This window comes from Brevundimonas sp. AVps5 (assembly GCF_058681515.1).
Window position 1 is genome coordinate 1,952,977 of record NZ_CM178740.1, and the last position, 23,871, is coordinate 1,976,847.

Here is a 23,871-nt window from a genome sequence, read left to right on the forward strand (position 1 = left end):
CCGACTATTTTCCTATCTTCCGGTTTGGCCCGTGAAAACGGGAGGGGCCCTAAACGTCCTCGGCCAGCAGGGCCGACTGGTAGCCGCCGACCCAGATGTTGCGGAACTGACGGCTGCGTTCGGCGTGGTAGATGTGGGCCAGCTCGGCATAGGAACGGTCGAAATCGTCGTTGACGAGGACGTAGTCGAACTCTCCGCAGTGCTCGATCTCGCCCTTGGCGTTGGCGATCCGCTGCTCGATGACGTCGTCGGCATCCTGTGACCGGGTCACAAGGCGGCGCTTCAACTCTTCAAGGCTGGGCGGCAGGATGAAGACCCGCACGGCGTCGTCCGGGCATTTCGCCGCGATATCGCGCGCGCCCTGCCAGTCGATGTCGAACAGGACGTCACGACCCTCGGCCAGGGCCTTGTCGACCGGGGCGCGAGGCGAACCATAGCGGTTGCCGTGGACGTCGGCCCATTCGAGGAAGGCGTCGGCGTCGATCAGGCTCTGGAAGTCTTCGGGCGAGACGAAGTGATAATCGCGGTCCGCCACCTCGCCCGGCCGGATGCCGCGCGTAGTCATGGAGACCGACAGCGCCAGCCCGCCGTGGTCGGCCATCAGGCGACGGCACAGCGACGTCTTGCCGGCCCCCGACGGACTGGCGACGATCAGGAGGACGCCCCGACGGGGCGTGCGTTCATTCAACATTCTGTACTTGCTCTCGAAGCTGCTCGATGACCGCCTTCAGGTCGAGGCCCGTGGCGGTCAAGGCGGTCGTAGCCGATTTCGAGCAGAGGGTGTTCGCCTCGCGCATGAACTCCTGCATCAGGAAGTCCAGTTTCCGGCCGGCGGGCGGTTGATCCAGCAGGGCGCGGGCGGAGGCGACATGGGCCGTCAGCCGGTCCAGCTCCTCGCGCACATCAGCCTTGGTGGCGAGGGCGGCGGCTTCCAGCACGATCCGGTCCTGCAGCCCCGGGGCATCGGGGGCCAGCTCGGCCATTCGCCGGGCGAAACGGTCCCGGACGGCCTCGGTCTGGGCGGCGGCCCCGGTCTCGGCCGTGGCGACCAGAGCCTCGATGCGGGAGACGAAATCCTCGATCACGGGCCGCAGCTGGGTGCCTTCGCGTTCGCGGGAAATCTTCAGGGCGTCCAGCGCCTGTTCCACCGTGGCGGCCATGGCGGCCTCGATCGGGGCGCGCGCCTCGGGATCCTCGGCCTCCTCGTCGGCGTCGAGAACGCCGCGCAGGGCCAGCAGACCGTCGGCAGACGGCGGGGTCGCCCCCTCCTCTGCCAGCTGGTTGGCGAGCTGCAGGTAACGGGCCAGAACGGCCTCGTTGACCTTCAGCGCCGAGGCGTCGCCCGGAGCCCTGCGCGCCTGGATGCCGATCGTGACCTGGCCCCGGCTGAGGCGTGCCTGTCCGGCGGCCTTGGCCAGCCGCTCCAGGTTGTCGAACCCGTTCGGTCCCCGGAAACGGACTTCCAGATTGCGGCCGTTGACCGAACGCGCCTCGACCGACCAGGTCCAGCCGTCGAGCGCTCCGTCGGCCCGGCCGAAGCCGGTCATACCTGAGAGGATGGGGCCGGAGAGCACGCTCACTGACCCGCCGCCGGCACCGTCGCCGGAGCCGCAGGCGTTGGACGCAGGGTGCGCGACGGCGTCACCGTTCCCGGTGCCTGCATGGTGATCACGGCCTCGCCGGTCACGGTCGGCGGCGCGACGGCGGCGCCCTCGGGCGTGCCCTGTCCGGGCGGTGGTGCGCCGGGGACCGTGCCGGGCGGCAAGGTCTCGGCCGGCGGGGCCTTGCCCGCCTCGATCGCCCGCCAGCGCGACACGTTCATCAGATGCTCTTCATAGGTCCGGGCGAAGGCGTGGCCGCCCGTCCCGTCAGCGACGAAGAACAGGTCCTGGGTCGCGGGCGGATTGAGCACGGCCTCCAGCGCCTGACGGCCCGGATTGGCGATCGGCGTCGGCGGCAGACCGTCGATAAGATAGGTGTTCCAGCCCGTGTCGCGCTGGAGCTCTGACAGGCGGATGCCGCGGCCGAGCGGTCGCCCCCTGGTGATGCCGTAGATGATGGTGGGGTCGCTCTCCAGCCGCATGCCGAGACGCAGCCGGTTGGTGAACACGGCCGCCACGCGGGGCCGTTCGCGCGCCAGGCCGGTCTCCTTCTCCACGACAGACGCCAGGATCACGGCCTCCTCGGGGGTGCGAACCACCGTATTCGGGCTGCGGGTGGCCCAGAGACGGGCGAGGTTGTCGGCGGCGTCGCGCTGCATCCGTGCGATCACCGAGGCCCGCGTCTCGCCGCGAGAGATCTCGTAGGTCTCGGCCCACAGGGAGCCTTCCTCAGGCACTTCGTCGATGGTCCCGGTCAGGATCGCCTCGGCATTCAGGATGTCCACCGCCTGGGCCGAGGACCAGCCCTCGGGGATGGTCACGAAATGGCGCACCACCCGTCCATCGGTCAGCAGGCCGATGACAGACTTCAGCGAGGACCGCGTCGGCACCTCGTACTCCCCGGCCCGCAGACGACGGTCGGCACCGGTCAGGGTGGCTGCGGCCTTGAACATGTCGACCGAACGGATCACGCCCGCGTTCTTCAGGGTCGCGGCGATGGCCGAAACCCCCGAACCGGACGGCAGGGTGACCACCGTCGTGTCGCCCTCACGCGCTGTCGGACCCGGCGAATAGTAGACGCTCCAGCCCCAGGCCAGGGCCGCGATCAGGAACAGGCTGAACGTCGCCGACGCCGCCAGCAGCGCCACGACCAGACCCGGGCGTTTCCCCTTCGGTGCCCCCTCGCCTTGCGTCACGATCAGGCGACCTTGCGGAAGATGATGGAGGCGTTGGTGCCGCCGAAGCCGAAACTGTTGGACATCACAACATCAATTTCCATGGGCTTGCCCCTGTGTGGCACGAGATCGATGGCGGTTTCGTGTTCCGGATCGTCCAGGTTGATCGTCGGCGGCGCGATCTGGTCGCGGATGGCCAGGATGCTGAACACAGCCTCAATGGCCCCGGCGGCACCCAGAAGGTGGCCGGTCATCGACTTGGTCGAGGACATGGCCATGTCCTTGGCGTGGTCGCCGACCAGCCGCTCGACGGCGCGCAGCTCGATCCAGTCGGCCATGGTCGAGGTGCCGTGGGCGTTGACGTAGTCGATGTCCTCGATCGCGATCCCGGCCCGTTTCACCGCCATCTGCATGGCGCGATAACCGCCGTCGCCGTCCTCGGCCGGAGCCGTGATGTGATAGGCGTCGCCGCTCATGCCGTAGCCGACGACCTCGGCATAGATGGTCGCGCCGCGTGCCTTGGCGTGTTCGTACTCCTCCAGCACCACGATGCCCGCGCCCTCGCCCATGACGAAGCCGGAATGGTCCTTGTCCCACGGCCGCGAAGCCTTTTCGGGCGCGTCGTTATAGGCGGTGCACAGGGCCTTGCAGGCCAGGAAGCCGGCGATGCCGATGGGGACGATGGAGCTTTCGGCGCCGCCCGCGACCATGACGTCGGCGTCGTCGAGCATGATCATCCGGGCCGCGTCGCCGATGGCGTGGGCGCCGGTGGCGCAGGCGGTGACGACCGAGTGATTCGGGCCTTTGAGGCCGTGACGGATCGAAATCTGGCCCGAGGTCAGATTGATCAGGGCCGAGGGGATGAAGAAGGGGCTGACCCGGCGCGGACCCTGCTCCTTGAGGATGACGGCGGTGTCGGCGATGGGGCCCAGGCCGCCGATGCCGGAGCCGACCATGACGCCGGTGCGCTCGCGCTGTTCCTCGGTCACCGGCTTCCAGCCGGCATCGGCCAGGGCCTCGTCGGCGGCGGCAATGGCGTAGACGATGAAGTCATCGACCCGTTTCCGATCCTTGGGCGACATGACCTTCTCATGGTCGAACACCCCCGGCTGGCCCGGGGCCCCGCCGCCGCGGCCATCCACCGACGGAATCTCGCCCGCGATGGTGCAGCCATAGCCTTCGGTGTCGAAATTGGTGATCGGGCCGATGCCCGAGCGACCCTCGAGGATGCCCTTCCAGTTATGCTCCACGCCCCAGCCGAGCGGGGTGAGCAGACCGAGGCCGGTGACGACGACACGGCGCATGCGACGGTCCCTTTTAGTGAATCTCTCCCAGAGAATAGGGGGTGGAGCCGCGCAGGGCTAGGCGGGAGTGGGAGGCGGAGAGTTCCCGGGACGGCAGACCCGATCCGAACGCAGGAGATGATGGCCTGCGGCCGGCAGCTGTCCCATCCTAGGCTGCCCAATACGGGGCTAGGCCCCCCCGATCGATTCGTCCCGGTCGGGGTTCGCCGCGGACAGGGCGCGGGCGCGATACTCCGACGGCGTCTCGTCCTGATGAGCCCGGAAGGCGCGGTTGAAGGTCGACAAGCTCTGGTACCCGCTGTCCATGGCGATCGTGAGGATGGAGGTTCCGGCGGCGGCGGGATCGGCCAAGGCGGCACGAGCGTCGGCCAGACGATACCCGTTCAGGAAGGCGGCGAAGTTGCGGTGGCCGAGCGTTTGGTTGATCAGGGCGCGAAGCCGGTGTTCGGGAAGACCGACCCGCTGCGCGAGGGCGCGCACCGACAGCCCCGGCTCCCGATAGGCTCTCTCCTCCTCCATCACATCGATCAGGCGGGCGTAGGCGGCAGCCTGTTGCGCCCTGACGACCGGCCGCTCGGGCGGACCCGATCGGGCCTCGGGGAACACCTTCCATGGCCGAAGCTGTCCCGCCCAAAGCAGGATCGACACATTGATCGCGATGGTGGTCGAATCGTAGACGACGCCCCGCCATGCCCTGGACGCGCCGGCGAGCTCGAGCCCGATCAGGACGGCGTAGCTGAACAGCACGAACAGCAGGAACCAGCCACGGATGATGCGGCGGGTGTCGACCAGGTCGTCGCGGAAACCCGAGACGGCGATCCAGCACATGTGGGCCATCACCGCCAAGGAGGCGGCGAAGGCGAGCCGCTCTATGGCCGCAAGACCCGGCCAGGCCAGTCCGAATATCTCGGCGTCCGCCGCGAGAGTCAGGGCGCCGAGGCCGGCGAAGATCGTCCATTCCAGCCGACCCGGCCGGAAACCGTCCTCGATCAGGGCGCGCCCGAACAACCAGCCAAGGCCCAGGGTGAAGACATTGAGGACAACCGCCGCCTGTAGCGCGGGCACCGGCAGCACGAGCGATCCGTTCAGAAGGACCAGCGAGTAGCCGATCGAGCACAGGAAGAGCGGGATGGCGATGCGCGCGGCCAGGATGGTCCGGGCGTCGCGCATAAGCAGGACGACCACCAGCAAGGTCAGGGCGTTGCCCAGGGTGGCCAGGCTCGTCTGCAGCAGCATCATCCCGATTGCTCGTTACCGTTCTCCACCAGGGCCATCCTCGGCCCCTCTCTCTGAGAGGCAAGCGCATTTCTGAAATTTCGCCCGCGCTTTCGAAATCGCCCGGTGATCGCGAGAAAATGCGCAGACCGACCGCACGCCGCCTCGCAGGTTGCGCCTTGGAACCGCCGACCTGTGTCCGGCGGAAAGGAGTTCGATACCGCCGATGCGCCGACACCACCTGATGCCCCTCGCCATCGCCACCGCGCTGGCCGCTACCTCTCCCGTCGCCGCCTTGGGTGTGAGCCCTTCCGGCATGGGCGCGGAAGCGGCCCAAGCCGCGCCGCCGCCGTGGGTTCCGTCGGCGGACGAAATCGACCGCTTGCGCGCATCGCTCGACGTCCCGGGCCTTGCTCTGGTGGCGCTGATCGGCTGCGAACCGAGCGCTCCGGTCAACGTCGGAGTCGCCTCGTTCCAGCCGGAGATCCCCGTCACCAACCGGACGGTGTTCGAAGCCGCCTCGCTGTCCAAACCGGTCTTCGCCTACCTCGTGCTCCAGCTCGTCGACGAGGGAGTCATCGACCTCGACCGTCCGCTGGCTGCGGATCTGGCCTGGCCCCGGATCGCCGACCAGGCGCTATACCGAACGCTGACTCCGAGGATGGTGCTGACCCACCAGACCGGCCTGCCCAACTGGGCCGGGGACACGGCCGATCCGGACCGCACCGATCCCATCACCTTCGCGTCCGCGCCGGGTGTCGGCTACAGCTACTCCGGCGAGGCATTCGAGCTCTTGCGCGCGCTTGTGGAGCTCCGGACGGGACGGACGCTGGACCAGCTGTTCCGCGAACGGCTCGGCGAGCTGATGCCCCTGTCCACGTTCGCGCCCCCGCTGCCCCCGGAGGCAGCGCCCGCGCGCGGTTATATCAGCGCCCGCGCACCGGACTCCGGGAAGGCCGCCGACAACACCGGCGGCGCGGCCGGCGGTCTGCTCACCACCGCGGCGGACTACGCCGCCTTCGTCGGGCGGGTCTGCTCGGGGGAAGGACTGTCGGCCACGACCTACGCCAGCATGCTGGAGCCAGTCACGCCGGTCACCAATGGAGACTACCCCGGGCCCGCCGCCTTCGGCCTGGGCTGGGCGGTAACGCGTCTCGGCCCGGAAAAGATCGTCATGCACGGCGGCGACAATTACGAGTTTCGCAGTCTCGCCGTGTTTCTGCCGGACAGCGGGGACGGCGTCGTCATCCTCACTAACGGCCGTTACGGCGGCGACCTGATCGACGCCATCGTCGAGCGCATGCAGTGAAGGGCGCCCAGACCGTGCGCCGCTTTTGCACGATACTTTTGCTCGTCGCCGGACTCGCCAGCCCGGTTCACGCCGCCGGTCCGGCTGATGATCCGGAGGCGGCGTTCGAAGCCTTCTGGACCCTGTACGACGAGCACTACGCCCTGTTCGGGGTCAAGCGCGTAGACTGGGATGCGGTCCATTCCGTCTATCGTCCGCGGGTGACCGAAAAGACGTCCCGTGACCAGCTATTCGACCTGTTCAGCGAGGTCATCGACCTGCTCAACGACGTCCACGTCTCAGTCCGTGACGAGCACGACGGGGACCTTTCACGCTCGGGAGGGCGCAGCATCGGCACCGGACCGCTCGACAACGGGGAGTTCTCTCTCGATCTCATCGCGACCGCCTATGCCCCCGACGGGCTCGAGGCGCGCGCCGCCGAGCTGATCCACTACGGACGGCTGAACGGGGGCGCGGGCTATTTGCACATTCGCAACTTCAGACACCCGACCTCGACTGCGGCGGCACTGGACGAGATCATTGCCGCCTTCGTGGACGCCCCTGCGGTGATCATCGATGTCCGGCAGAATGGCGGCGGAAGCGACCTGATCGGCCGGCTGGTGGCCGACCGCTTCGCCGTGGAGCCCGCGCTCTACATGACAGTGGCGGAGCGCCTGCCGGGACCGGATCGAGCCGCTTTCGCCCCGCCGATCAACTGGTCGATCCGGCCTGCGGAGAGCGGCGCCTTCACGGGTCCGGTCATCGTCCTGACCAACAGCCGTTCGATCAGCGCCGCCGAGAATTTCGTTCTCGCGATGCGGGTCCGGAGCGGCGCGGTGATCGTCGGCGACATCACGGCGGGGGCGATGGCCGACACGGTGCGGAGCGCCATACCCGGTGGTTGGACCTTCACGTTGCCGGTCAATCTCGTGCGCGACCCCCAGGGGGGCTCCTGGGAAGGCGTCGGGCTGGCCCCGGACCTCTGGGTCCGGAACGCGCCGGCGGACATCGCCGCCGGCAGGGATCGGGTGCTCGACCTCGCGATCGCGCTTGGCGGACCGGGCGACTGAGCCGAACCGCGACAGCCCTTGGAGCGCCACGGGGTTGTGTGCGGCTGGCATTAAGCGCCCGTTACGGACCAGCCATCAACGCAAAAGGCCACCGCGCGCCCTTCGGCGTCGCGGTGACCTCGTGTGCCGTCCGAACGGACCGGGTTTAGCCGGCCAGCTTCTCGTCGATGAACTTCACGGCGTCGCCGACCGTCTGGATGTGTTCGGCGGCGTCGTCCGGGATTTCGATGTCGAATTCTTCCTCGAAGGCCATGACCAGTTCGACGTTGTCGAGCGAGTCAGCGCCCAGGTCGTCGATGAAGCTGGCCTTTTCAACGACCTTTTCCGGATCGGCGTCCAGGTGGTCGATGACGATCTTGCGGACGCGTTCCAGGGTATCGGACATGGGTGTCTCTGCCTTCTAGGGCCGCCCGGGGCGGCGTTTTGTCTCGCTCTGCCGTGTCACGACAGCCCCGGTTGCGCAAGAGGCAACGCCTCATTGATCCACCCGGATGCCGACGCCTTTAGCACACCCCCCGTCAGGGGAAATAGGGCGTAGAGGGTCTTGTGCGCCCTAGTTGAGCCCGGAGGGTCGCCGGTTCACCCACCACACAAGTGCCCCACCGACCAGCGCCATCGGAGCCCCGTAGATCGCCCAGATGATCTGACCGGTCATGAAACTGCCGGGCAGGAGATTGAGGCCCTGCAGGACCCAGATAATCCCGATCAGGAGCAGCGGTCCGGCGAGGACGGTGGCCAGGTAGCGGAGGACGATCATCGGTCTGTTCCTTCGGCGATCAGATCATCGCCATGCCGCCGTTCACATGCAGTGTCTGGCCCGTGACGTAAGCCGCTTCGTCGGACGAAAGATAGACGGCGGCGGCGGCGATCTCGTCGCCCGTGCCCAGCCGACCGGCCGGGATATTGCGCAGGATGCCCTCGCGCTGCTGCTCGTTGAGCACGTCGGTCATCGGCGAGGTGATGAAGCCCGGGGCGATGCAGTTCACGGTGATGCCGCGCGAACCGACTTCCTGGGCCAGCGACTTGGAGAAACCGATCATTCCGGCCTTGGAGGCCGCATAGTTGGTCTGGCCGCCGTTGCCGGTGACGCCGACCACCGAGGTCACGCCGATGATCCGGCCCGAGCGACGCTTCATCATCCCCTTCATCGCCGCGCGCGACAGGCGGAAATAGCTCTCCAGATTGACGGTCAGGACGGACTGGAAGTCCTCGTCCTTCATGCGCAGCAACAGGCCGTCCTTCGTGATGCCCGCATTGGCGACCAGGATATCCAGACCCGCACCCGCGACCTCTTCCGCCACGCCGACGAGGGCGTCGACCGAGGCCGGATCGGACAGGTTGGCGGTGGCGAAATGCGCCCGCTCGCCCAGGTCTTTCGCCAGATCCGCCAGCACTGCCTCGCGCGTGCCGGACAGGACGACGGTGGCCCCTTGCGCATGCAGGGCGCGGGCGACGGCACCGCCGATGCCGCCCGTCGCGCCGGTGACGAGGGCGGTCTTGCCGGTGAGATCAAACATATCATTCTCCCTGTCCCTTCTCCCCTTGCGGGAGAAGGTGGCCCGAAGGGCCGGATGAGGGGTCTCACAGACCTCTCCGATTGGGTTGCGAGGGATCACCGGCCAGGCCGGTGTGACCCCTCATCCGTCAGCCCTGCGGACTGCCACCTTCTCCCGCAAGGGGAGAAGGAAATCAAAGTGACTTCGCGAACGCCTCGATTTCTTCGGGGCTGTTGAGCGCCAGGCTCTCTGCGTCCGGCGCGATTCGTTTGGCCATGCCGGTCAGGACCTTGCCCGAGCCGATCTCGACGAACCGGGTCACCCCACCTTCGGTGGCCATCCTGTCCATCGACTCGCGCCAGCGGACGCGGCCGGTGACCTGTTCGACCAGCAGACGGCGGATCGTGTCGGCGTCGGTTTCGGGCCGGGCGGTGATGTTGGCCACCAGCGGCACGGAAGGGGCGATCAGGGCGGCCGAAGCGAGGGCCCTGCTCATCTCGTCAGCGGCCGGCTGCATCAGGGGGCAGTGGAAGGGTGCCGAGACGTTCAGCGGGATGGCCCGCGCGCCCAGTTCCTTGGCCTTCTCGATGGCGCGGTCGACGGCAGCCTTCTCGCCCGAAATGACCACATTGCCGTTGTTGTTGTCGTTGGCGACGACGCAGACCCCGACCTCGGAGCCCGCTGCGGCGGCGGCCTCGGCCAGGGCCAGATCCGTCTTCGGCCCGATCAGGGAGGCCATGGCCCCCTGCCCCACCGGCACGGCGCGCTGCATGGCCTGGCCGCGCAGCTTCAGCAGCCGGGCCGTGTCCGCCAGCGACAGCGCACCTGCCGCCGCCAGGGCCGAATACTCGCCCAGCGAATGGCCGGCTACGAAGGCGGCCCCCGTCTTTCCTGGAATGGCGACTGACACCCCGAATTCCTTTTCCAGCACCCGCATGACGGCCAGGGACACGGCCATGAGGGCCGGCTGGGCGTTCTCGGTCAGGGTCAACTGGTCCTCGGGCCCGTTCCGCATCAGGCCGGACAGATCCTGTCCCAGGGCCTGGTCGATCTCGGCGAAGACGTCGCGGGCCGATCCGAAGGCGTCGGCCAGGGCCGCGCCCATGCCGGCCGCCTGGCTGCCTTGTCCGGGGAACAGGAGGGCGAGGGTCATCGACAGGGTCCGTGGTCAGTGTGAGAAGTGCGGAGGGGTAGGCCAACCTGTCCCTTGGCTCAAGGCCGACGGCAATCCGCAACCGTCGCCGTTCATCGGACACAATCGTCATCAACCTGAGGTTCAAGATGAGGTTCTTGGGGGGCGTTGCATGACGGGTGAACGGAAGAGCGCGTGCGCGCTGGCGGTGGCGGCCGTCATGGGTTGGAGCCTGATGGTTCCGGCTGCGGCCCTGGCCCAGGACGGAACCCCGGCCGCGGTCGATCCCAACGTCACCGCCTACCCGGGGAGCTTCTTCACCGAGTTCCGGCCGGTCACGGCCCTGGACATGATCGGGCGGATCCCCGGGTTCCAGTTTGACGGAGGAACATACGGACGAGGCTTCGCCGGAACCGTCGGCAACATTCTGATCGACGGCGAGCGCCCGCCGGTCCGCAGCGATTCGCTGCAGTCCATCCTGTCGCGCATCCCCGCCGCCCAGGTCGTTCGCATCGACATCGTCCGCGCGGGGGCCGGCGGCATCGACATGCAGGGCAAGGCGGTCGTGGCCAATGTGATCCGCAGCCCTGACGGCGGCGCGTCGGGCTCCGCTTCCGTCACCCTCCAGGACAGCACCCAGGGCCGTCTCCAGCCCAATCTGAACCTGCAGGCCCGCCGCCAGTGGGACGGTCGCTCGCTGGAAGGATCGCTGAGCGGCTATCTGGGGTCGGGCGACAACGAGGGCATTCGCGAGCGTCGATCGCCGACCGGGGCCCTGCTGCTGCTCGCCCGAAGCCAGGGCGTGTTCGACTTCCACGGCGTCTCGGGAACCACGGTCTACGAAGGGCCATTCGCCGGTGGACGCATCCGCCTGAACGGCCTCATCGACGTCAACGGCAGCGGCTATGAGGGCAGCGACCTGCTGATCGTCCCGTCCGGTCTTGAAACCTCCGTGTCGGACAGCACCCAGAGCAAGGGGGAGATCGGCCTGCGCTGGACCCGCAGCCTGCCGCTGGGGATGACGCTGGAGGTCCTCGGTTCGCAGCAGCTGATCGACAGCGACGGCACGGGTTCCTACGACACCCCCGATTTCACCTCGGCCACGGTCAGCGATGGATGGCGCGGGGAAAGCATCGGTTCGGGGTCTCTGAAGTTCGCTTCGCTTGCCACCCCCTGGGGATCGCTCGACTTCGAAGCCGGATCCGAGATCGCCTTCAACTTCGTCGAGAGCGGCACGGCCTACCGGCTCGACGGCTCGCCCTTTTTGCTTCCGGGCGACGACACACGGGTCGAGGAGCTGCGCAGCGAGAGCTTCGTCTCCGGCGTCTGGACGCCGCGCGACAACCTCAGCGTCACCGGTGCCCTTCGCTATGAGCGGTCCCGCATCACCGCGAACGGCAGCGCGGGGGAGGCCGAAACCGATCTCAGCTTCCTCAAACCCCGCCTGAATCTCGCGTGGACGCCCGCCGCCGGGCACCAGTTGGCCTTCAAACTGGAGCGCAACGTCGATCAACTCTCTTTCGGCGCGTTCCAAGCCTCCGCCGCCTTCTCGACCGGCATTTTCGGGCGCGGCAACCCGGACATCCGTCCGGCACAGATCTGGCTGACCCAGGCGCGCTACGAACGGGTCTTCGGCCGCCAGGGCTCGTTCGTCGCCGAACTGACCCACGAGGCCTACGACGACGTCCTGGGTCAGGTGGTCGTCTTCGAAACCCCGCCGGGCGCGGCGACGCCTCGCCGGTACAACGTCACCCGCAACGTCGGCACGGCGACCCGCGAGACCGCCAGGCTCACCGGCCGTCTGCCGCTGGATCGCTATGGCATGGCCGGCGGTATCGCCTCGGCCACGCTACAGCTGCGCCAGTCCGAAACCCGCGATCCGGTGACGTTCACGGACCGGCGGCTCTCGGGCGAGCAACCCCTGACGCTGAGTCTGGGCCTGAGCCAGAACCTGATCAGCCAGCGCATCAACTGGAGCGTCAGCGCATCCTCCGCCCAGCCCAGCCGTGGTTTCAGTCCCAGCAGCCTGTCGCGCTTCTCGACCGGCCCCTCGTTCAGCGCGAGCCTGAGCTGGCGGCCTGACGATCGCCTGAGCCTTGGCGGCGGGCTGCTCGTTTCCAGCGGATCGAACAGCGAGTTCGTCCTGTTCGGCGCGCCGCGCGATCGCGGCGTGCCCGTCTATTCCGAAACCTCGCGCTCCGACGGCACGATCAGCGCCTATATCAGCGCGCGCAGGAGCTTCTGAGCGACGCAGGCCTTCGTCCTTGCCCGATCGCCCCTTTTCCCCTATACGCGCCCGCTTTCCAGGGCTTCGGTCCTGATGCGGAACACCAAAGGGTTCGGGAAGTCATCCCGGCCGCCGCTTCAGGATCCATCGTGGTTCGGACTTTACCCGGTCCGTCTGCGCCGACGCCCTACAAGGGAGACTACCGAATGGCTCTTTACGAGCACACGGTCATGTCGCGCCAGGATATCAGCGCGCAACAGGCCGAAGCCCTCAACGACACCATCAAGGACCTCATCGTGACCGGCGGCGGTTCCGTCGCCAAGATCGAATACTGGGGCCTGCGCAACCTGACCTACCGGGTCAAGAAGAACCGCAAGGCTCACTATTCCCTGCTGGCGATCGATTGCCCGCCCCCCGCCATGGCCGAAGTCGAGCGTCAGCTCGGCATCAACGAAGACGTCCTGCGCTGGCTGACCGTCAAGGTCGAGGAACTGGACCTGGAGCTGTCGCCGCTGCTGGCCCGTCGTGAGCGCGAGCGTGAACGCGACCGCGAGCGCACGCCGCGTGAAGACGCCGACGTGGCCGCGTAAGGAGATCTGGAAACATGACTGACACCACCTCCTCGCCCAACGTTCCCGGCACCCCCGCCGGTTCGGGCTCCGCCGGCCGCCGTCCCTTCTATCGTCGTCGCAAGGTCTGCCCGTTCTCGGGCGAAGGCGCGCCGAAGATCGACTACAAGGACGTCAAGCTGCTGCAGCGCTACATTTCCGAACGCGGCAAGATCGTGCCCTCGCGCATCACTGCCGTGTCCCAGATCAAGCAACGCGAACTGGCCAAGGCCATCAAGCGCGCCCGCTATCTGGCCCTCCTGCCCTATGTGGTGAAGTAAGATGAAGGTCGTTCTGCTCGAACGCGTCGAGAACCTCGGCGCCATCGGCGACGTCGTCACCGTCAAGGATGGCTTCGCCCGTAACTTCCTCCTGCCCCGCGAGAAGGCGCTCCGCGCCACCTCGAAGAACCTCGAGAAGTTCGAACTCGATCGCGTCGCCATCGAGGCGCGCAACGAACGCAACAAGACCGACGCCGGCGCGATCGCCTCGAAGATCGACGGCCAGGTCTATGTGATGATCCGTCAGGCCGGCGAAACCGGCCAGCTGTACGGCTCGGTCGGCGGCCGCGACGTCATGGAGGCCATCCAGGCCGAGGGCGGCAAGGTCGAGCGTTCGCAAATCGTGCTCCACACGCCGATCAAGTCCCTGGGTCTCCACGTCGTGCCGGTTCGCCTGCACGCCGAGGTTTCCGCCACGGTCACGATCAACGTCGCGCGCTCGGCCGATGAAGCCGAACGTCAGGCGAAGGGCGAGGACGTGATCAAGTCGGCCTACGACGAAGACCGCAACGCGGCCGCCGAACAGGCCCGCGACATGGTCGAAGGCGGCGCCGGCCAGCAGGACGGTCTCGGCTCCGAGGCCTGATCCTGAAGATCGGTTCGTTGAACCGATAGAGACTCTAAAGGGCGTGTCCTCCGGACACGCCCTTTTTGCTGGCTTTTATGGCGTCGGCAAACATTCGGGCCACGGTAGGCCGCCCTCGCTAATGACGACCGACGGATAGATCGACCGCAGCTCAGTTGCGACCAGATCCAGCGCCAGCTTCAAGCTCTGGAAACTGGAGGCGCCGTACGCGCGGACAGACCCGTTTGCGGCTCCGGCCCAGTCAACCTGGCATTCCCACATCTCCAGAGTCGCGTGGGGCTTCGGCTTGCCCAGCTCTACGGTCAGTTCGCCGGCAAGGCGGCCGCTCTGATGCATCTGAAGCCGAAAGATCATTTGCCCTGCGCCTAACGGCAACCCGCTCGGCAGCCCCCGTAAGTGACTGAGTTTGCGGCATGGCAGATAGCTGCAGCGGCCGTAAAGCCCAAGCCTGAACAAACGATCGCCGCCGCGTCATAGATTTCATCACATATCTGTAGGCATTGTCCCAGTTCAGACGGACAGGTCTCGCTTTCGCCGGTATTTTTCGGATCATAGCCGCAGGCGATTTTAGTCTGCTTCAATCTGAATGTAGACGGTCCTGACGCCGTCGACGATTGACTTGAAGCTACGTCTTTATTGCTCTCTGGCTCGGCACTGCCACCTGCTCCCAAGCCCAGGACGATTGCGATCGCCGCCCCGAAACATTTCCAAGTTTTCATGTCAGCCTCGGTTTCGAAGAGACCATCACAAGTTTTCTGCAAATACAACCCTAGAGTCAGTTAATCGACCTATGCACGTCTGAGCGTTTTTGTGGTTCGGATGTTTCGCGCCGGTCAACAGGACGGTCTCGGCTCCGAGGCCTGATCCTGAAGATCGGCTCGTCGAACCGATAGAGACTCTAAAGGGCGTGTCCTCCGGACACGCCCTTTTTGCTGCGCTTGCCGAAAGTATGTCAAAATTGCAACAAGCCCGGTCGCTTGCGTTAACCTTGACTTGACCGCCCTCCCGGACGCATCCAGCTTGCACGAAGGGGGGGCGTCCGTGCCGGTCCGCGCAATAATTTTGCGCAGCCGGTCGGCCGGTAACCACGCGGCGAACAACGCCGGACTTTCGGACCTTCTCTCGCGCCACGCGTCCCGCGCTGGCCACAGCTCGTCAGGCTCGTCATGCACTTCAGAATCTCTCGCTCCGTCCTTCTCGGCTTCACCTCTGCGGCGACCCTGCTCGCCTGCCCGATCGCGGCCCTGGCCCAGACCGCGCCGCAGCAAGAGGCGACCGCCGTCGACGAGATCATCGTCACCGGCACGCGCACCGTGGGTCGCACCCGTCTGGACACCATCGCGCCGGTCGATGTGATCTCGGGCGAGGTCCTGACCCGTCAGGGCACGGGCACAGAACTGGCTGCCGCTCTGTCGGCAAACGCCCCTTCGATCAACTTCCCTCGCCCCGCCATCTCCGACGGCTCGGACCACGTCCGTCCGGCGACACTTCGTGGCCTGGCCCCTGACCAGACCCTGGTCCTGATCAACGGCCAGCGCGGCCACGTCAGCGCCCTGGTCAACGTCAACGGCAACCTCGGCCGGGGCTCGGCAGCCTTCGACCTGAACACCATTCCGTCGGTGACGCTGGGCACCGTCGAGGTGCTGCGCGACGGTGCCTCGGCCCAGTACGGCTCGGACGCCATCGCCGGTGTGGTCAACCTGCGCCTCCGGGAGGCCGACAACGGCGGCGGGATCACGGTCAACTACGGCCGCTACGACACCGAATATGATACGGCCCGCGGTTCGCACAGCCGCACGGATGGGGAAACGTCGTCCGTGGCCGGCTGGATCGGTCTGCCGCTCTTCAGCGAAGGCTTTCTGACCCTGTCGGGCGAGCTGCAGCGTCGCGATCCTACCAACCGGTCCGACTATGCCACACCCGCTGCCACGCCGACCGGATCGACCACCACCGTTTCCGGCCGCTTCGGCGACCCGTCGGTCGAGTCGCGCGCGATCTGGGCCAACGCCGGCCACGCCCTGTCCGGCGGCTGGGAAGCCTATGCCTTCGGCGGTTTCGTCGACAAGGATACGGAATCGGCCGCGACCGCCCGTGCCTTCAACAACGCCAACAACGTGCTGGCGGTCTATCCGAACGGTTTCCTGCCGATCATTGCCACTCACATCAACGACTACAACGTCTATGGCGGCATCCGCGGCCCGGCCTATGGCATCGACTGGGATATCTCGGCCAGCTGGGGTCGCAACGCCCTCGATTACCGGGTCGAGAACACGATCAACGCCTCCTTCGGGGCGGCGTCTCTGCGCAGCTTCCGTGCCGGCGGTCTGGAATACGAGCAGTTCACGCTCGCGGTTGACGGCGTGAAGCCGCTGGATGTCGGCCAGCCCGACCCCTGGAACCTGGCCTTCGGGCTCGAGTACAGGTCCGAGGACTTCTCCCAGTCGGCCGGACAGCTCCAGTCGTGGATCCGCAATCCCGGCAGCACCCAGGGCGGCGGAGCCCAGGGCTTCCCGGGCTTCAGCCCCGCCAACGCGACCGAGCGCGATCGGAACAACGTCGGTGCCTACGTCGATCTGGAAGGCAAGTTGAACGAGGCCTTCACCTTCGGCCTGGCAGCCCGCTACGAAGACTATTCCGACTTCGGCGACACCCTGACCGGCAAGATCTCCGGCCGTCTGGACGTTCGACCGGAATTCGCTCTGCGCGGGTCCATCTCGACGGGCTTCCGTGCGCCGGCGCTGCAACAGCAGTATTTCAGCTATATCGCCACCAATCTGGTGACGACGGTCGTCGGGGGCGTGCCCGTGACCAATCTGATCCAGTCCGGGACCTTCCGGGTCGACGATCCTGTCTCCATCGCGCTCGGTGCGCGTCCGCTCAAGCCTGAAACATCGGTCAACTATTCGTTTGGTGCCGTCATTCGCAACGGTCCTTTCGAACTGACCATCGACGCCTATCAGATCGAGGTGGCCGACCGGATCATCCTGTCCGAGAATCTCGGCCCGACCCGTCCCAGCCAGTCTGCGGCGACCATCGCAGCCGTGCTCGCGATCATCCAGCCGCTGGGCGTCTCGTCGGCCCGCTTCTTCACCAACGGTCTCGAGACCTCGACCAAGGGGATCGACATCGTCGGCCGCTACCGCCTTCCGACCGACAGCGCGGGGCGCTTCGACTTCACCCTGGCGGCCAACTTCAACGACACCACGGTGGATCGCGTCCCGGGGATTCCGGTCGTGACGATCCCCGTGTCGCCGAACTTCCTGTTCGATCGTTCCAACATCCGGGCGTTCGAGGACGGGACGCCGGAATCGAAGCTCGTCGGATCGGTCGACTGGTCGCTGGGCGGATGGTCGGCCACGGCGCGGGCGACCCGGTACCAGAGCGTGCTGATCGCCAACAATGTGTCCACCCTGGATTATGAGACAGGCTCCGACACATTGGTGGATCTGGAAGGTCGCTATGAGTTCCCGATGGGGGTGACGGCGGCGTTGGGGGTGAACAACGCGTTCGACGAATATCCCAACTTCACCCCGGCAACCCTGAACGCGCCGACGGGTTCGGTGGGCTTCCCGCAGTTCTCGCCCTACGGCTTCAACGGTCGCTTCGTTTACGGCCGCCTGAGCTACGCCTTCTAGGACCGACGGCCCTTTCGACATCGGACGGCGCGGAGAGCGATCTCCGCGCCGTTTGTCGTCGGGACGTCATGATTTGGCCATCAGCGCCGGGAGAACTCACGGTCCAACATCTGGGTGGTCCGCATGAAATCCGTCGTCGCCGTCGCGCTTGTGGCGTCCACCCTGCTGAGCGCCGGTTCGGTGAATGCGCAGGCGAGAACCCTCGACGTCTTCGTCACCGAAGCCAATCGTGTGCCGTTGAACCCGACCTCGGCCCTGCGCTCCGACGCCCGCCGGCTGATGGGTGAGGCCAACACCGCCTTCAGGACTGTCGCTGCCGAGGTGCGCACCGCTCGCGAGGCCGGACGCACGCCGCCGTTCTGTCCCCCCGAACGCATTTCGGTGAACCCGCGGCAGCTGCTGGCCCATCTCAACTCCATCCCCCAGACGCGCCGCGTCCGCATGACGCCGACCGACGGCATCCGCGCCTGGATGGTCTCGCGCTATCCCTGCCCCGCCGTCTGATCGCCGCCTGAACTGATCCGTCTAGGGATTTTCCAGCGGTCCACAGTCGGTCCCAAACCATCCCCGGCCAAGGCCACGTCCAAACGTGTCGCAGGGGCGTGCGAGGGGTAAGCGTTAACGCGATGAACGCTTTCTCTCCCTTCAACGACGCCGTCGCCGTGCCGTCGCTCCCGCACAACCTCGAGGCCGAACAGGCGCTGCTCGGCGCCCTGATGTTCGACAACGCCATCTTCGAGCGCCTCAGCGACCGTCTGCGCGGCTCACACTTCTACGAGCCCTTCCACCAGCGGCTCTACGACGCCATCGAGGATCACATCCGCCAGGGTATGCTGGCCGAGCCGACCATCCTGATGGAGCGGTTCAAACAGGATCCGGCCTTCGCCGAGTTCGGCGGCCTGCGCTACCTCGCCGACCTGATGGACCGCGCCCCCCTGGGAGCCAACGCGCCGGACTATGCCCGGGTGGTCTATGATCTGGCCCTGCGCCGCGAACTGATCCGCATCGGCGGCGACATCGTCAGGGACGCCCCGAACCCCGAGACCGCCGCCATCGACCAGATCGAGCAGGCGGAACTGACCCTGTATTCGCTGGCCGAGACAGGGGCGCCCTCGTCCGGCTTCGTCAGCTTCTCGACCGCGCTCGCCGGTGCGGTGCAGATGGCGGGCGAGGCCTATCAGCGGGACGGCAAGCTTGCGGGTCTGGCGACCCACCTCGACGACCTCGATTCCAAGCTCGGCGGCATGCACCCGTCCGACCTCCTGATCCTCGCGGGCCGTCCGTCGATGGGCAAGACGGCCCTGGCGACCAACATCGCGTTCAACGTGGCCCGCAACTACCGCTGGGAGCCGACCCCGGACGGCCGCAAGACGGTCTCGGGCGGGGTGGTCGCCTTCTTCTCTCTGGAAATGAGTGCCGAACAGCTGGCCATGCGGATCCTGGCCGATGCCTCGGGCGTCTCGTCCGACCGCCTGCGCAAGGGCGAGATCGACGCCTCCGACTTCGGCAAGGTCCGCGACGCCGCCATCGAGATCGGCGAGAGTCCCCTCTACATCGACGCCACCGGCGGCCTGGCCATCTCCAAACTGGCGGCCCGCGCGCGCCGCCTGAAGCGGATGGAACAGGGTCTCGACCTGATCATCGTCGACTATCTCCAGCTCATCACCGTCGGCGACGGCAATGCGCAGAAGAACCGGGTGCAGGAAGTGTCGGAGATCACCGGCGGCCTGAAGGCCCTGGCCAAGGAGCTGAACCTGCCGATCATCGCCCTGTCGCAGCTGTCGCGTCAGGTCGAGAACCGCGAGGACAAGCGGCCCCAGCTGTCCGATCTGCGCGAATCCGGCTCGATCGAGCAGGACGCGGACTGCGTCATGTTCGTCTATCGCGAAAGCTACTACCTCGGTCGCACCGAGCCACGCGAAGGCACGGAAGAGCATCTGAAGTGGCAGGAGGACATGGATCTCCTGGAGCATCAGGCCGAGGTCGTCATCGGCAAACAGCGCCACGGCCCCATCGGCATCGTAAAACTCAGCTTCGATGCGGACACGACGCGCTTCGGCAACCTCGCCCGCAGCGGCTACAGCAACTTCAGCGACATTCCGGAGTAATCCTCCCTCTCCCGGAGGGAGAGGGTTTGAGCGCACGACGGCTTGCCGTCGTCCTTGCGCGAAAGGGTGAGGGGTTAGTCGCCAACCGGTGAGGGCACGCCCCTCACCCTTTCGGCTAAAGAGACGCATCGCTACGCTCTGCGAGCCTCAAGCCCTCTCCCGGCGGGAGAGGGGCAAGGTTCAGTCGTCGCGGTGAACCCGTTCGCGGCGCTCGTGGCGTTCCTGGGCTTCCACAGACATGGTCGCAGTCGGACGGGCTTCCAGTCGGGCCAGACCGATGGGCTCGCCGGTGTCCTCACAATAGCCGTAGGAACCGTCCTCGATCCGACGCAGGGCGTCCTCGATCTTGGAGATCAGCTTGCGCTGACGGTCGCGGGTCCGCAGTTCCAGAGCCCGATCCGAGGCCGACGAGGCGCGGTCGAGAAGATCCGGATGGTTTTCCGTCTCAGCCTTCAGGTTGACGACGGTGCCCTTGGATTCGCGCAGGATGTCATCCCGCCACGCCATGAGCTTGTGCTTGAAATAGGCGAGCTGACGTTCATTCATGAACGGCTCGTCGTCGGAAGGTCGGTAGGCGACCGGTTCGTCAGACACGATCGAGGCCAATGCGGTCATCGCACTCACACTCTAGAACAACGCCCCCCATGGCGCACGACGGCGTATAGGCAGGCCGGAGAGTCGCGGCAACAACCATCGCGCTTGTGTGATCATGACAAAGCCTGGTTGCCAGCGACACCGTGACATTTCGTCCTCACTTCGTTCACGGAACGGGGGAATGAGACTGATTTTCCGGCACTTATGCTGCGTTGCGGCGAACTTCCGCCTTGGCCAGCTCAACAGCCGCGCGCAGATCGATCTGTTCCAGCAGTCCGGTGAGGCCCGCGTCCTCGTCCCCGGGCCGCTCCTCGCGCAGCGTTCGGCCCAGTCGCTCCAGAGCGCTCTCACCGGTCTCGCCCGACAGCATGGCGATCTTCAGCTCGTCCAGACGGTCCAGCAGGGTTCCTCCGCGACGGATGGCGCGGCGCCTGCGTTCTGTCGCCGTCTCGACGCCCTGCAGCGCCATCAGGGCCGAGACATCGCCGACTGCGGACGTCGGGGCCGTCGCCGCGGCCGCCGCAGAAGGAGCAGCGCCGGACATCTGCGGCATCGAGAAGCCGGCGGCCGAACGTACCGCACGCTGACCGCCTGCGGGGGCGGCACCCGACGGGCCGTTGACCTTCATGAGCGGAGACTCCGGGACTTTCCGCACCATCGTCGGGTGACCGTCACTGTTTGGTTAACAGCAGGGCAGGATTTGCCGGGCCAGACGCCTTCATGCCCGGCACCGTCCCTGATTTCACTGGCCTTTCCGTCCGGCACGATCTTCGCAACGCCCGCACTGAACCCTCGCGGAAAGACGGCCCAGTGCAAAAGTTTCTCACCGCCTTCCTGATCCCTGTCGCCCTCGGCGCCCTGATGGCCGCCCCGGCCTCGGCCCAGTCGCGCATCAAGGACATCGCTTCGATCGAGGGCGTCCGCACCAACCAGCTGGTCGGCTACGGCCTGGTCGTCGGCCTGAACGGCACGGGCGACAGCCTGCGCAACTGCCCCTTCACCCGCCAGTCGCTGGAGGGGATGACCGAGCGTCTGGGCGTCAACATTCGCGGGACCAACGCCAACTCCAAGAACCTCGCGGCTGTTATGGTGACCGCCGAACTGCCGCCCTTCGCCACGCCCGGTTCGCGGGTCGACATATCGGTCTCCAGCCTTTGCGACGCCAAGAGCCTGCTGGGCGGCACGCTTCTGGTCACCAGCCTCCAGGGCGCCGACAGCCAGGTCTACGCCGTGGGGCAGGGCTCGATACAGACCGGTTCGGTGTCGGGCTCGGGCGGTTCAGGCTCGTCGGTGACGCGTGGCGTGCCGACTGCGGGCCGCATCGCCTCGGGCGCCACGGTCGAGCGTGAGACGGGCTTCCAGCTCGACAGCCTCACCGAAGTGCGGCTGACCCTGCGCAACCCTGACTTCACGACGGCCCAGCGCGTCGCCGCCGCGATCAACGCCACCTACCCCGCGACCGCCCTGGCCGAGAACGGCTCGGTCATCGCCCTGCGCGCGCCGGCCCAGCTGGGCATGGCCGCCTTCATCAGCCGGGTCGAGAACATGCCGGTCGCAGTCGACACCCCGGCCCGCGTCATCATCGACGAGGTCAACGGCGTCATCGTCATGGGCGAGAACGTCCGCATCTCCACGGTCGCCATCGCCCAGGGCAACCTGACCATCTCGGTCCAGGAAAACCCGCAGGTCAGCCAGCCCGCCCCCTTCAGCCAGGGCCAGACCGCGGTCGTCCCGCAGTCCGATGTCACGGTCGAGGAGGAGCTGGGCCGCGAGATCCGGCTGGTCAACGGCGCGACGTCCCTCTCGACCCTCGTCAACGGTCTGAACGCACTGGGCGTCTCGCCTCGCGACATGATTTCCATTCTTCAGGCCATCAAGGCGGCGGGCGCCCTGCAGGCCGATATCGAGGTGCTGTGATGAGCGACCTGGCCGTCTCCCCCTCCCTTCTGACCTCCGTCATCGCTCCGAGTGCCGAGACGCCGCGCATGCGCGAGACGGCTGAGAAGTTCGAAACCTCCTTCCTGTCGCAGATGCTCAAACCCATGTTCGAAGGCCTCGAGACCGACGGCCCGTTCGGGGGCGGCGAGGCCGAGGGCACGTGGCGCAGCTTCATGATCGACGAGATGGCCAAACAGACAGTCCGGGCCGGCGGCATCGGACTGGCCGACACCGTCGTCGCCGAGATGATCCGCATGCAGACCGAACAGAGCCAGAGTCTGGCCCGGACCCTGCCGGGAGCGGCGGCATGAGCCACGACCCGGGCACCGCCACCGCCTATCTGCGCAATCTCAAGGCCCTGACCGACCGGCTGACCGCCCGGCTGGAGATGGAGACCGACGCCTTCGCCACCCGCCGCGCCGCCGATGTCTCCGCAGGCCTGGCCGCGACCCAGGAACTGGCCAACCAGTACCGTCGCGAGTCCGCCCATCTGAAGGCAAACCGGGCCATTCTGATGGCCGCCCCCGCCGGCGAGCGCATGGCCCTGATCAAGGCGACCGAGGCGTTCGAGGCGGTGCTGACCATCCACGGCCGCACGCTAGAGGCCGCACGCACGATCTCGGAAGGCCTTGTCCGCACCATCGCCCAGGAAGTCGCTGCCGCGCGGGCCATGGGGACGGGCTATGGCGCATCCGGCCAGGCCTGCGGCGGCGACAGCCGCGCCGTCACCCTGAACCGCACGGCTTGACCGCCAGAGGATGATCGGCTGGATCTAGCTGGCCATCGCGAGTTCAAGCGGCCCGTCGGCTTCCGCAACGGCACCCCGCTGGCGATAGACATGACGGCCGGCGACCGGCCAGAGCGTCTCGGCCAACGAGGCCCACAGGGCGTTGATTTCGAAGGCGGCCTGACTGTCCGGCTGATCTTCCTGGGCGCCTAGGCCCTTCCACATCGCGTTCTGATAGGCGGCGCGCTGGCGCAGGCCGACCTCGGCAAGGGGGATGCGGAATTCCGACAGATAGTCGACGGCGTCGCGAATGACGCGCGGCTCCGCCCCGTTCCGCCGGACAGGCGCCTGGTTTAGCACGAACAAACCCGGCCGACGCAGGTTCTCGACCAGTTCCACCGTCCGCCCGACGGCCTGGAGATCGAAGAAGTTCGGCCGCACGACGATCAGGCACAGGTCCGCCAGACGCGCCGCCTCGGACGCCTCCGTGTCCGCCGACGACCGGGTGTCGACGATCATCAGGTCGATGCCCTCGCGCTCGGCGGCGCGGTGGGTCGTGAACAAGGCGCCGGCCCGGCCTTCCATGACCAGGGGCCAGTCCGCGGTGCGTTCGCGGGCCCATTCCAGCGAAGACCGCTGCGGATCCATATCGACCAGCATGACGCGTTTACCCGCCGCGACCGCCGCGGCCGCCATATGCACGGCCAGGGTCGACTTGCCCGCCCCGCCCTTGCGCGACATCACTGCGATCGTCTTCATCGGCCCCCGCCTGTCTTTTCAATGACCCGCATGGCGTTCCGGGAACGTCGTTACGATTTGATAACCATAGAAGCCGTGCTCGCGGCGTCAACGAATCACGTGCTGCGAACTCGTCGGGCGCGAGAGT

Annotated in this window: 25 protein-coding genes; 12 read left to right on the forward strand and 13 right to left on the reverse strand. The window is 66.9% G+C overall.

Annotated elements, in window-relative coordinates; all coding sequences use genetic code 11:
- Positions 1-49: 49 nt before the first annotated feature.
- From gmk to ACW18A_RS09940, 5 genes are all read right to left on the reverse strand, one after another.
- Positions 50-691 (reverse strand): guanylate kinase, encoded by a 642-nt coding sequence (gene gmk / locus ACW18A_RS09920; protein WP_492021558.1) that lies wholly within the window; start codon positions 689-691, stop codon positions 50-52.
- A complete protein-coding gene (locus ACW18A_RS09925) occupies positions 681-1,547 on the reverse strand; it encodes a YicC/YloC family endoribonuclease (protein WP_492024379.1) in 867 nt (288 codons plus the stop codon). Before ACW18A_RS09925 ends, gmk begins: the two co-directional genes overlap by 11 nt.
- 29 nt (positions 1,548-1,576) lie before the next feature.
- The gene (mltG, locus tag ACW18A_RS09930) at positions 1,577-2,797 is read right to left on the reverse strand and encodes an endolytic transglycosylase MltG (protein WP_492021559.1); all 1,221 of its coding nucleotides are present in this window, start codon (positions 2,795-2,797) and stop codon (positions 1,577-1,579) included.
- Between the two features lie 2 nt (positions 2,798-2,799).
- Entirely contained in the window at positions 2,800-4,080 is a 1,281-nt protein-coding gene (fabF, locus tag ACW18A_RS09935) for a beta-ketoacyl-ACP synthase II (RefSeq protein ID WP_492021560.1), read from the reverse strand.
- 168 nt (positions 4,081-4,248) lie between these two features.
- Positions 4,249-5,319: an AraC family transcriptional regulator gene (locus tag ACW18A_RS09940; protein WP_492021561.1), complete on the reverse strand. Its 1,071-nt coding sequence runs from the start codon at positions 5,317-5,319 to the stop codon at positions 4,249-4,251.
- 202 nt (positions 5,320-5,521) lie between these two features.
- On the opposite strand from ACW18A_RS09940, the gene ACW18A_RS09945 reads away from it, so the two are divergent.
- Together ACW18A_RS09945 and ACW18A_RS09950 are read left to right on the forward strand one after the other, a co-directional pair.
- Positions 5,522-6,604 carry a serine hydrolase domain-containing protein gene (locus tag ACW18A_RS09945; RefSeq protein WP_492021562.1) on the forward strand — a complete coding sequence of 361 codons (1,083 nt, stop codon included), beginning with the start codon at positions 5,522-5,524 and terminating at the stop codon, positions 6,602-6,604.
- Complete coding sequence (locus tag ACW18A_RS09950) at positions 6,601-7,653, forward strand: S41 family peptidase (protein ID WP_492021563.1); 1,053 nt, start codon at positions 6,601-6,603, stop codon at positions 7,651-7,653. Before ACW18A_RS09945 ends, ACW18A_RS09950 begins: the two co-directional genes overlap by 4 nt.
- A 145-nt stretch (positions 7,654-7,798) precedes the next feature.
- On the opposite strand, the gene ACW18A_RS09955 is transcribed toward ACW18A_RS09950, so the two are convergent.
- From ACW18A_RS09955 to fabD, 4 genes are all read right to left on the reverse strand, one after another.
- Positions 7,799-8,038 carry an acyl carrier protein gene (locus ACW18A_RS09955; protein ID WP_055830235.1) on the reverse strand — a complete coding sequence of 80 codons (240 nt, stop codon included), beginning with the start codon at positions 8,036-8,038 and terminating at the stop codon, positions 7,799-7,801.
- Between the two features lie 168 nt (positions 8,039-8,206).
- Positions 8,207-8,410, reverse strand: a complete 204-nt coding sequence (locus ACW18A_RS09960; protein ID WP_492021564.1) for a hypothetical protein — start codon at positions 8,408-8,410, stop codon at positions 8,207-8,209.
- A 19-nt stretch (positions 8,411-8,429) separates the two neighbouring features.
- Positions 8,430-9,170, reverse strand: coding sequence for a 3-oxoacyl-[acyl-carrier-protein] reductase (gene fabG, locus ACW18A_RS09965; protein WP_492021565.1), 741 nt, complete (start codon positions 9,168-9,170; stop codon positions 8,430-8,432).
- Between the two features lie 172 nt (positions 9,171-9,342).
- A complete protein-coding gene (gene fabD, locus ACW18A_RS09970; RefSeq protein ID WP_492021566.1) occupies positions 9,343-10,302 on the reverse strand; it encodes an ACP S-malonyltransferase in 960 nt (319 codons plus the stop codon).
- Between the two features lie 151 nt (positions 10,303-10,453).
- Between fabD and ACW18A_RS09975 the strand changes: the two genes are divergently transcribed.
- From ACW18A_RS09975 to rplI, 4 genes are all read left to right on the forward strand, one after another.
- Entirely contained in the window at positions 10,454-12,526 is a 2,073-nt protein-coding gene (locus tag ACW18A_RS09975) for a TonB-dependent receptor plug domain-containing protein (protein WP_492021567.1), read from the forward strand.
- Between the two features lie 188 nt (positions 12,527-12,714).
- Positions 12,715-13,098 carry a 30S ribosomal protein S6 gene (gene rpsF, locus ACW18A_RS09980; protein WP_492021568.1) on the forward strand — a complete coding sequence of 128 codons (384 nt, stop codon included), beginning with the start codon at positions 12,715-12,717 and terminating at the stop codon, positions 13,096-13,098.
- Between the two features lie 14 nt (positions 13,099-13,112).
- Positions 13,113-13,397, forward strand: coding sequence for a 30S ribosomal protein S18 (gene rpsR / locus ACW18A_RS09985; RefSeq protein ID WP_428152313.1), 285 nt, complete (start codon positions 13,113-13,115; stop codon positions 13,395-13,397).
- Between the two features lies 1 nt (position 13,398).
- Positions 13,399-13,983, forward strand: a complete 585-nt coding sequence (gene rplI, locus ACW18A_RS09990; RefSeq protein ID WP_492021569.1) for a 50S ribosomal protein L9 — start codon at positions 13,399-13,401, stop codon at positions 13,981-13,983.
- 75 nt (positions 13,984-14,058) lie between these two features.
- Here the strand turns inward: rplI and ACW18A_RS09995 are convergent, their stop codons facing one another.
- Complete coding sequence (locus ACW18A_RS09995) at positions 14,059-14,337, reverse strand: DUF6968 family protein (protein ID WP_492021570.1); 279 nt, start codon at positions 14,335-14,337, stop codon at positions 14,059-14,061.
- Positions 14,338-15,149: 812 nt separating this feature from the next.
- Between ACW18A_RS09995 and ACW18A_RS10000 the strand changes: the two genes are divergently transcribed.
- The 3 genes from ACW18A_RS10000 to ACW18A_RS10010 all read left to right on the forward strand — a co-directional run bounded on the left by ACW18A_RS10000 (position 15,150) and on the right by ACW18A_RS10010 (position 19,726).
- Complete coding sequence (locus ACW18A_RS10000; protein WP_492021571.1) at positions 15,150-17,618, forward strand: TonB-dependent receptor plug domain-containing protein; 2,469 nt, start codon at positions 15,150-15,152, stop codon at positions 17,616-17,618.
- A gap of 123 nt (positions 17,619-17,741) precedes the next feature.
- The gene (locus ACW18A_RS10005; RefSeq protein ID WP_492021572.1) at positions 17,742-18,122 is read left to right on the forward strand and encodes a hypothetical protein; all 381 of its coding nucleotides are present in this window, start codon (positions 17,742-17,744) and stop codon (positions 18,120-18,122) included.
- 122 nt (positions 18,123-18,244) lie between these two features.
- Positions 18,245-19,726, forward strand: a complete 1,482-nt coding sequence (locus ACW18A_RS10010; protein WP_492021573.1) for a replicative DNA helicase — start codon at positions 18,245-18,247, stop codon at positions 19,724-19,726.
- A gap of 180 nt (positions 19,727-19,906) precedes the next feature.
- On the opposite strand, the gene dksA is transcribed toward ACW18A_RS10010, so the two are convergent.
- Complete coding sequence (gene dksA / locus ACW18A_RS10015) at positions 19,907-20,341, reverse strand: RNA polymerase-binding protein DksA (RefSeq protein ID WP_492021574.1); 435 nt, start codon at positions 20,339-20,341, stop codon at positions 19,907-19,909.
- 181 nt (positions 20,342-20,522) lie between these two features.
- Positions 20,523-20,948, reverse strand: a complete 426-nt coding sequence (locus ACW18A_RS10020) for a flagellar assembly protein FliX (protein WP_492021575.1) — start codon at positions 20,946-20,948, stop codon at positions 20,523-20,525.
- 233 nt (positions 20,949-21,181) lie between these two features.
- Here ACW18A_RS10020 and ACW18A_RS10025 point away from each other — a divergent pair, with 233 nt between their 5' ends.
- Genes ACW18A_RS10025 through ACW18A_RS10035 form a run of 3 tightly spaced genes read left to right on the forward strand, consistent with a single transcriptional unit; the run spans position 21,182 to position 23,006 of the window.
- Positions 21,182-22,237 carry a flagellar basal body P-ring protein FlgI gene (locus tag ACW18A_RS10025; protein ID WP_492024380.1) on the forward strand — a complete coding sequence of 352 codons (1,056 nt, stop codon included), beginning with the start codon at positions 21,182-21,184 and terminating at the stop codon, positions 22,235-22,237.
- The gene (locus tag ACW18A_RS10030) at positions 22,237-22,569 is read left to right on the forward strand and encodes a rod-binding protein (protein WP_492021576.1); all 333 of its coding nucleotides are present in this window, start codon (positions 22,237-22,239) and stop codon (positions 22,567-22,569) included. The genes ACW18A_RS10025 and ACW18A_RS10030 overlap by 1 nt, the downstream gene beginning before the upstream one ends.
- Complete coding sequence (locus tag ACW18A_RS10035) at positions 22,566-23,006, forward strand: flagellar basal-body protein FlbY (RefSeq protein ID WP_492021577.1); 441 nt, start codon at positions 22,566-22,568, stop codon at positions 23,004-23,006. The genes ACW18A_RS10030 and ACW18A_RS10035 overlap by 4 nt, the downstream gene beginning before the upstream one ends.
- 24 nt (positions 23,007-23,030) lie before the next feature.
- Here the strand turns inward: ACW18A_RS10035 and ACW18A_RS10040 are convergent, their stop codons facing one another.
- Positions 23,031-23,744: an AAA family ATPase gene (locus ACW18A_RS10040; RefSeq protein ID WP_492021578.1), complete on the reverse strand. Its 714-nt coding sequence runs from the start codon at positions 23,742-23,744 to the stop codon at positions 23,031-23,033.
- Positions 23,745-23,871: the final 127 nt, after the last annotated feature.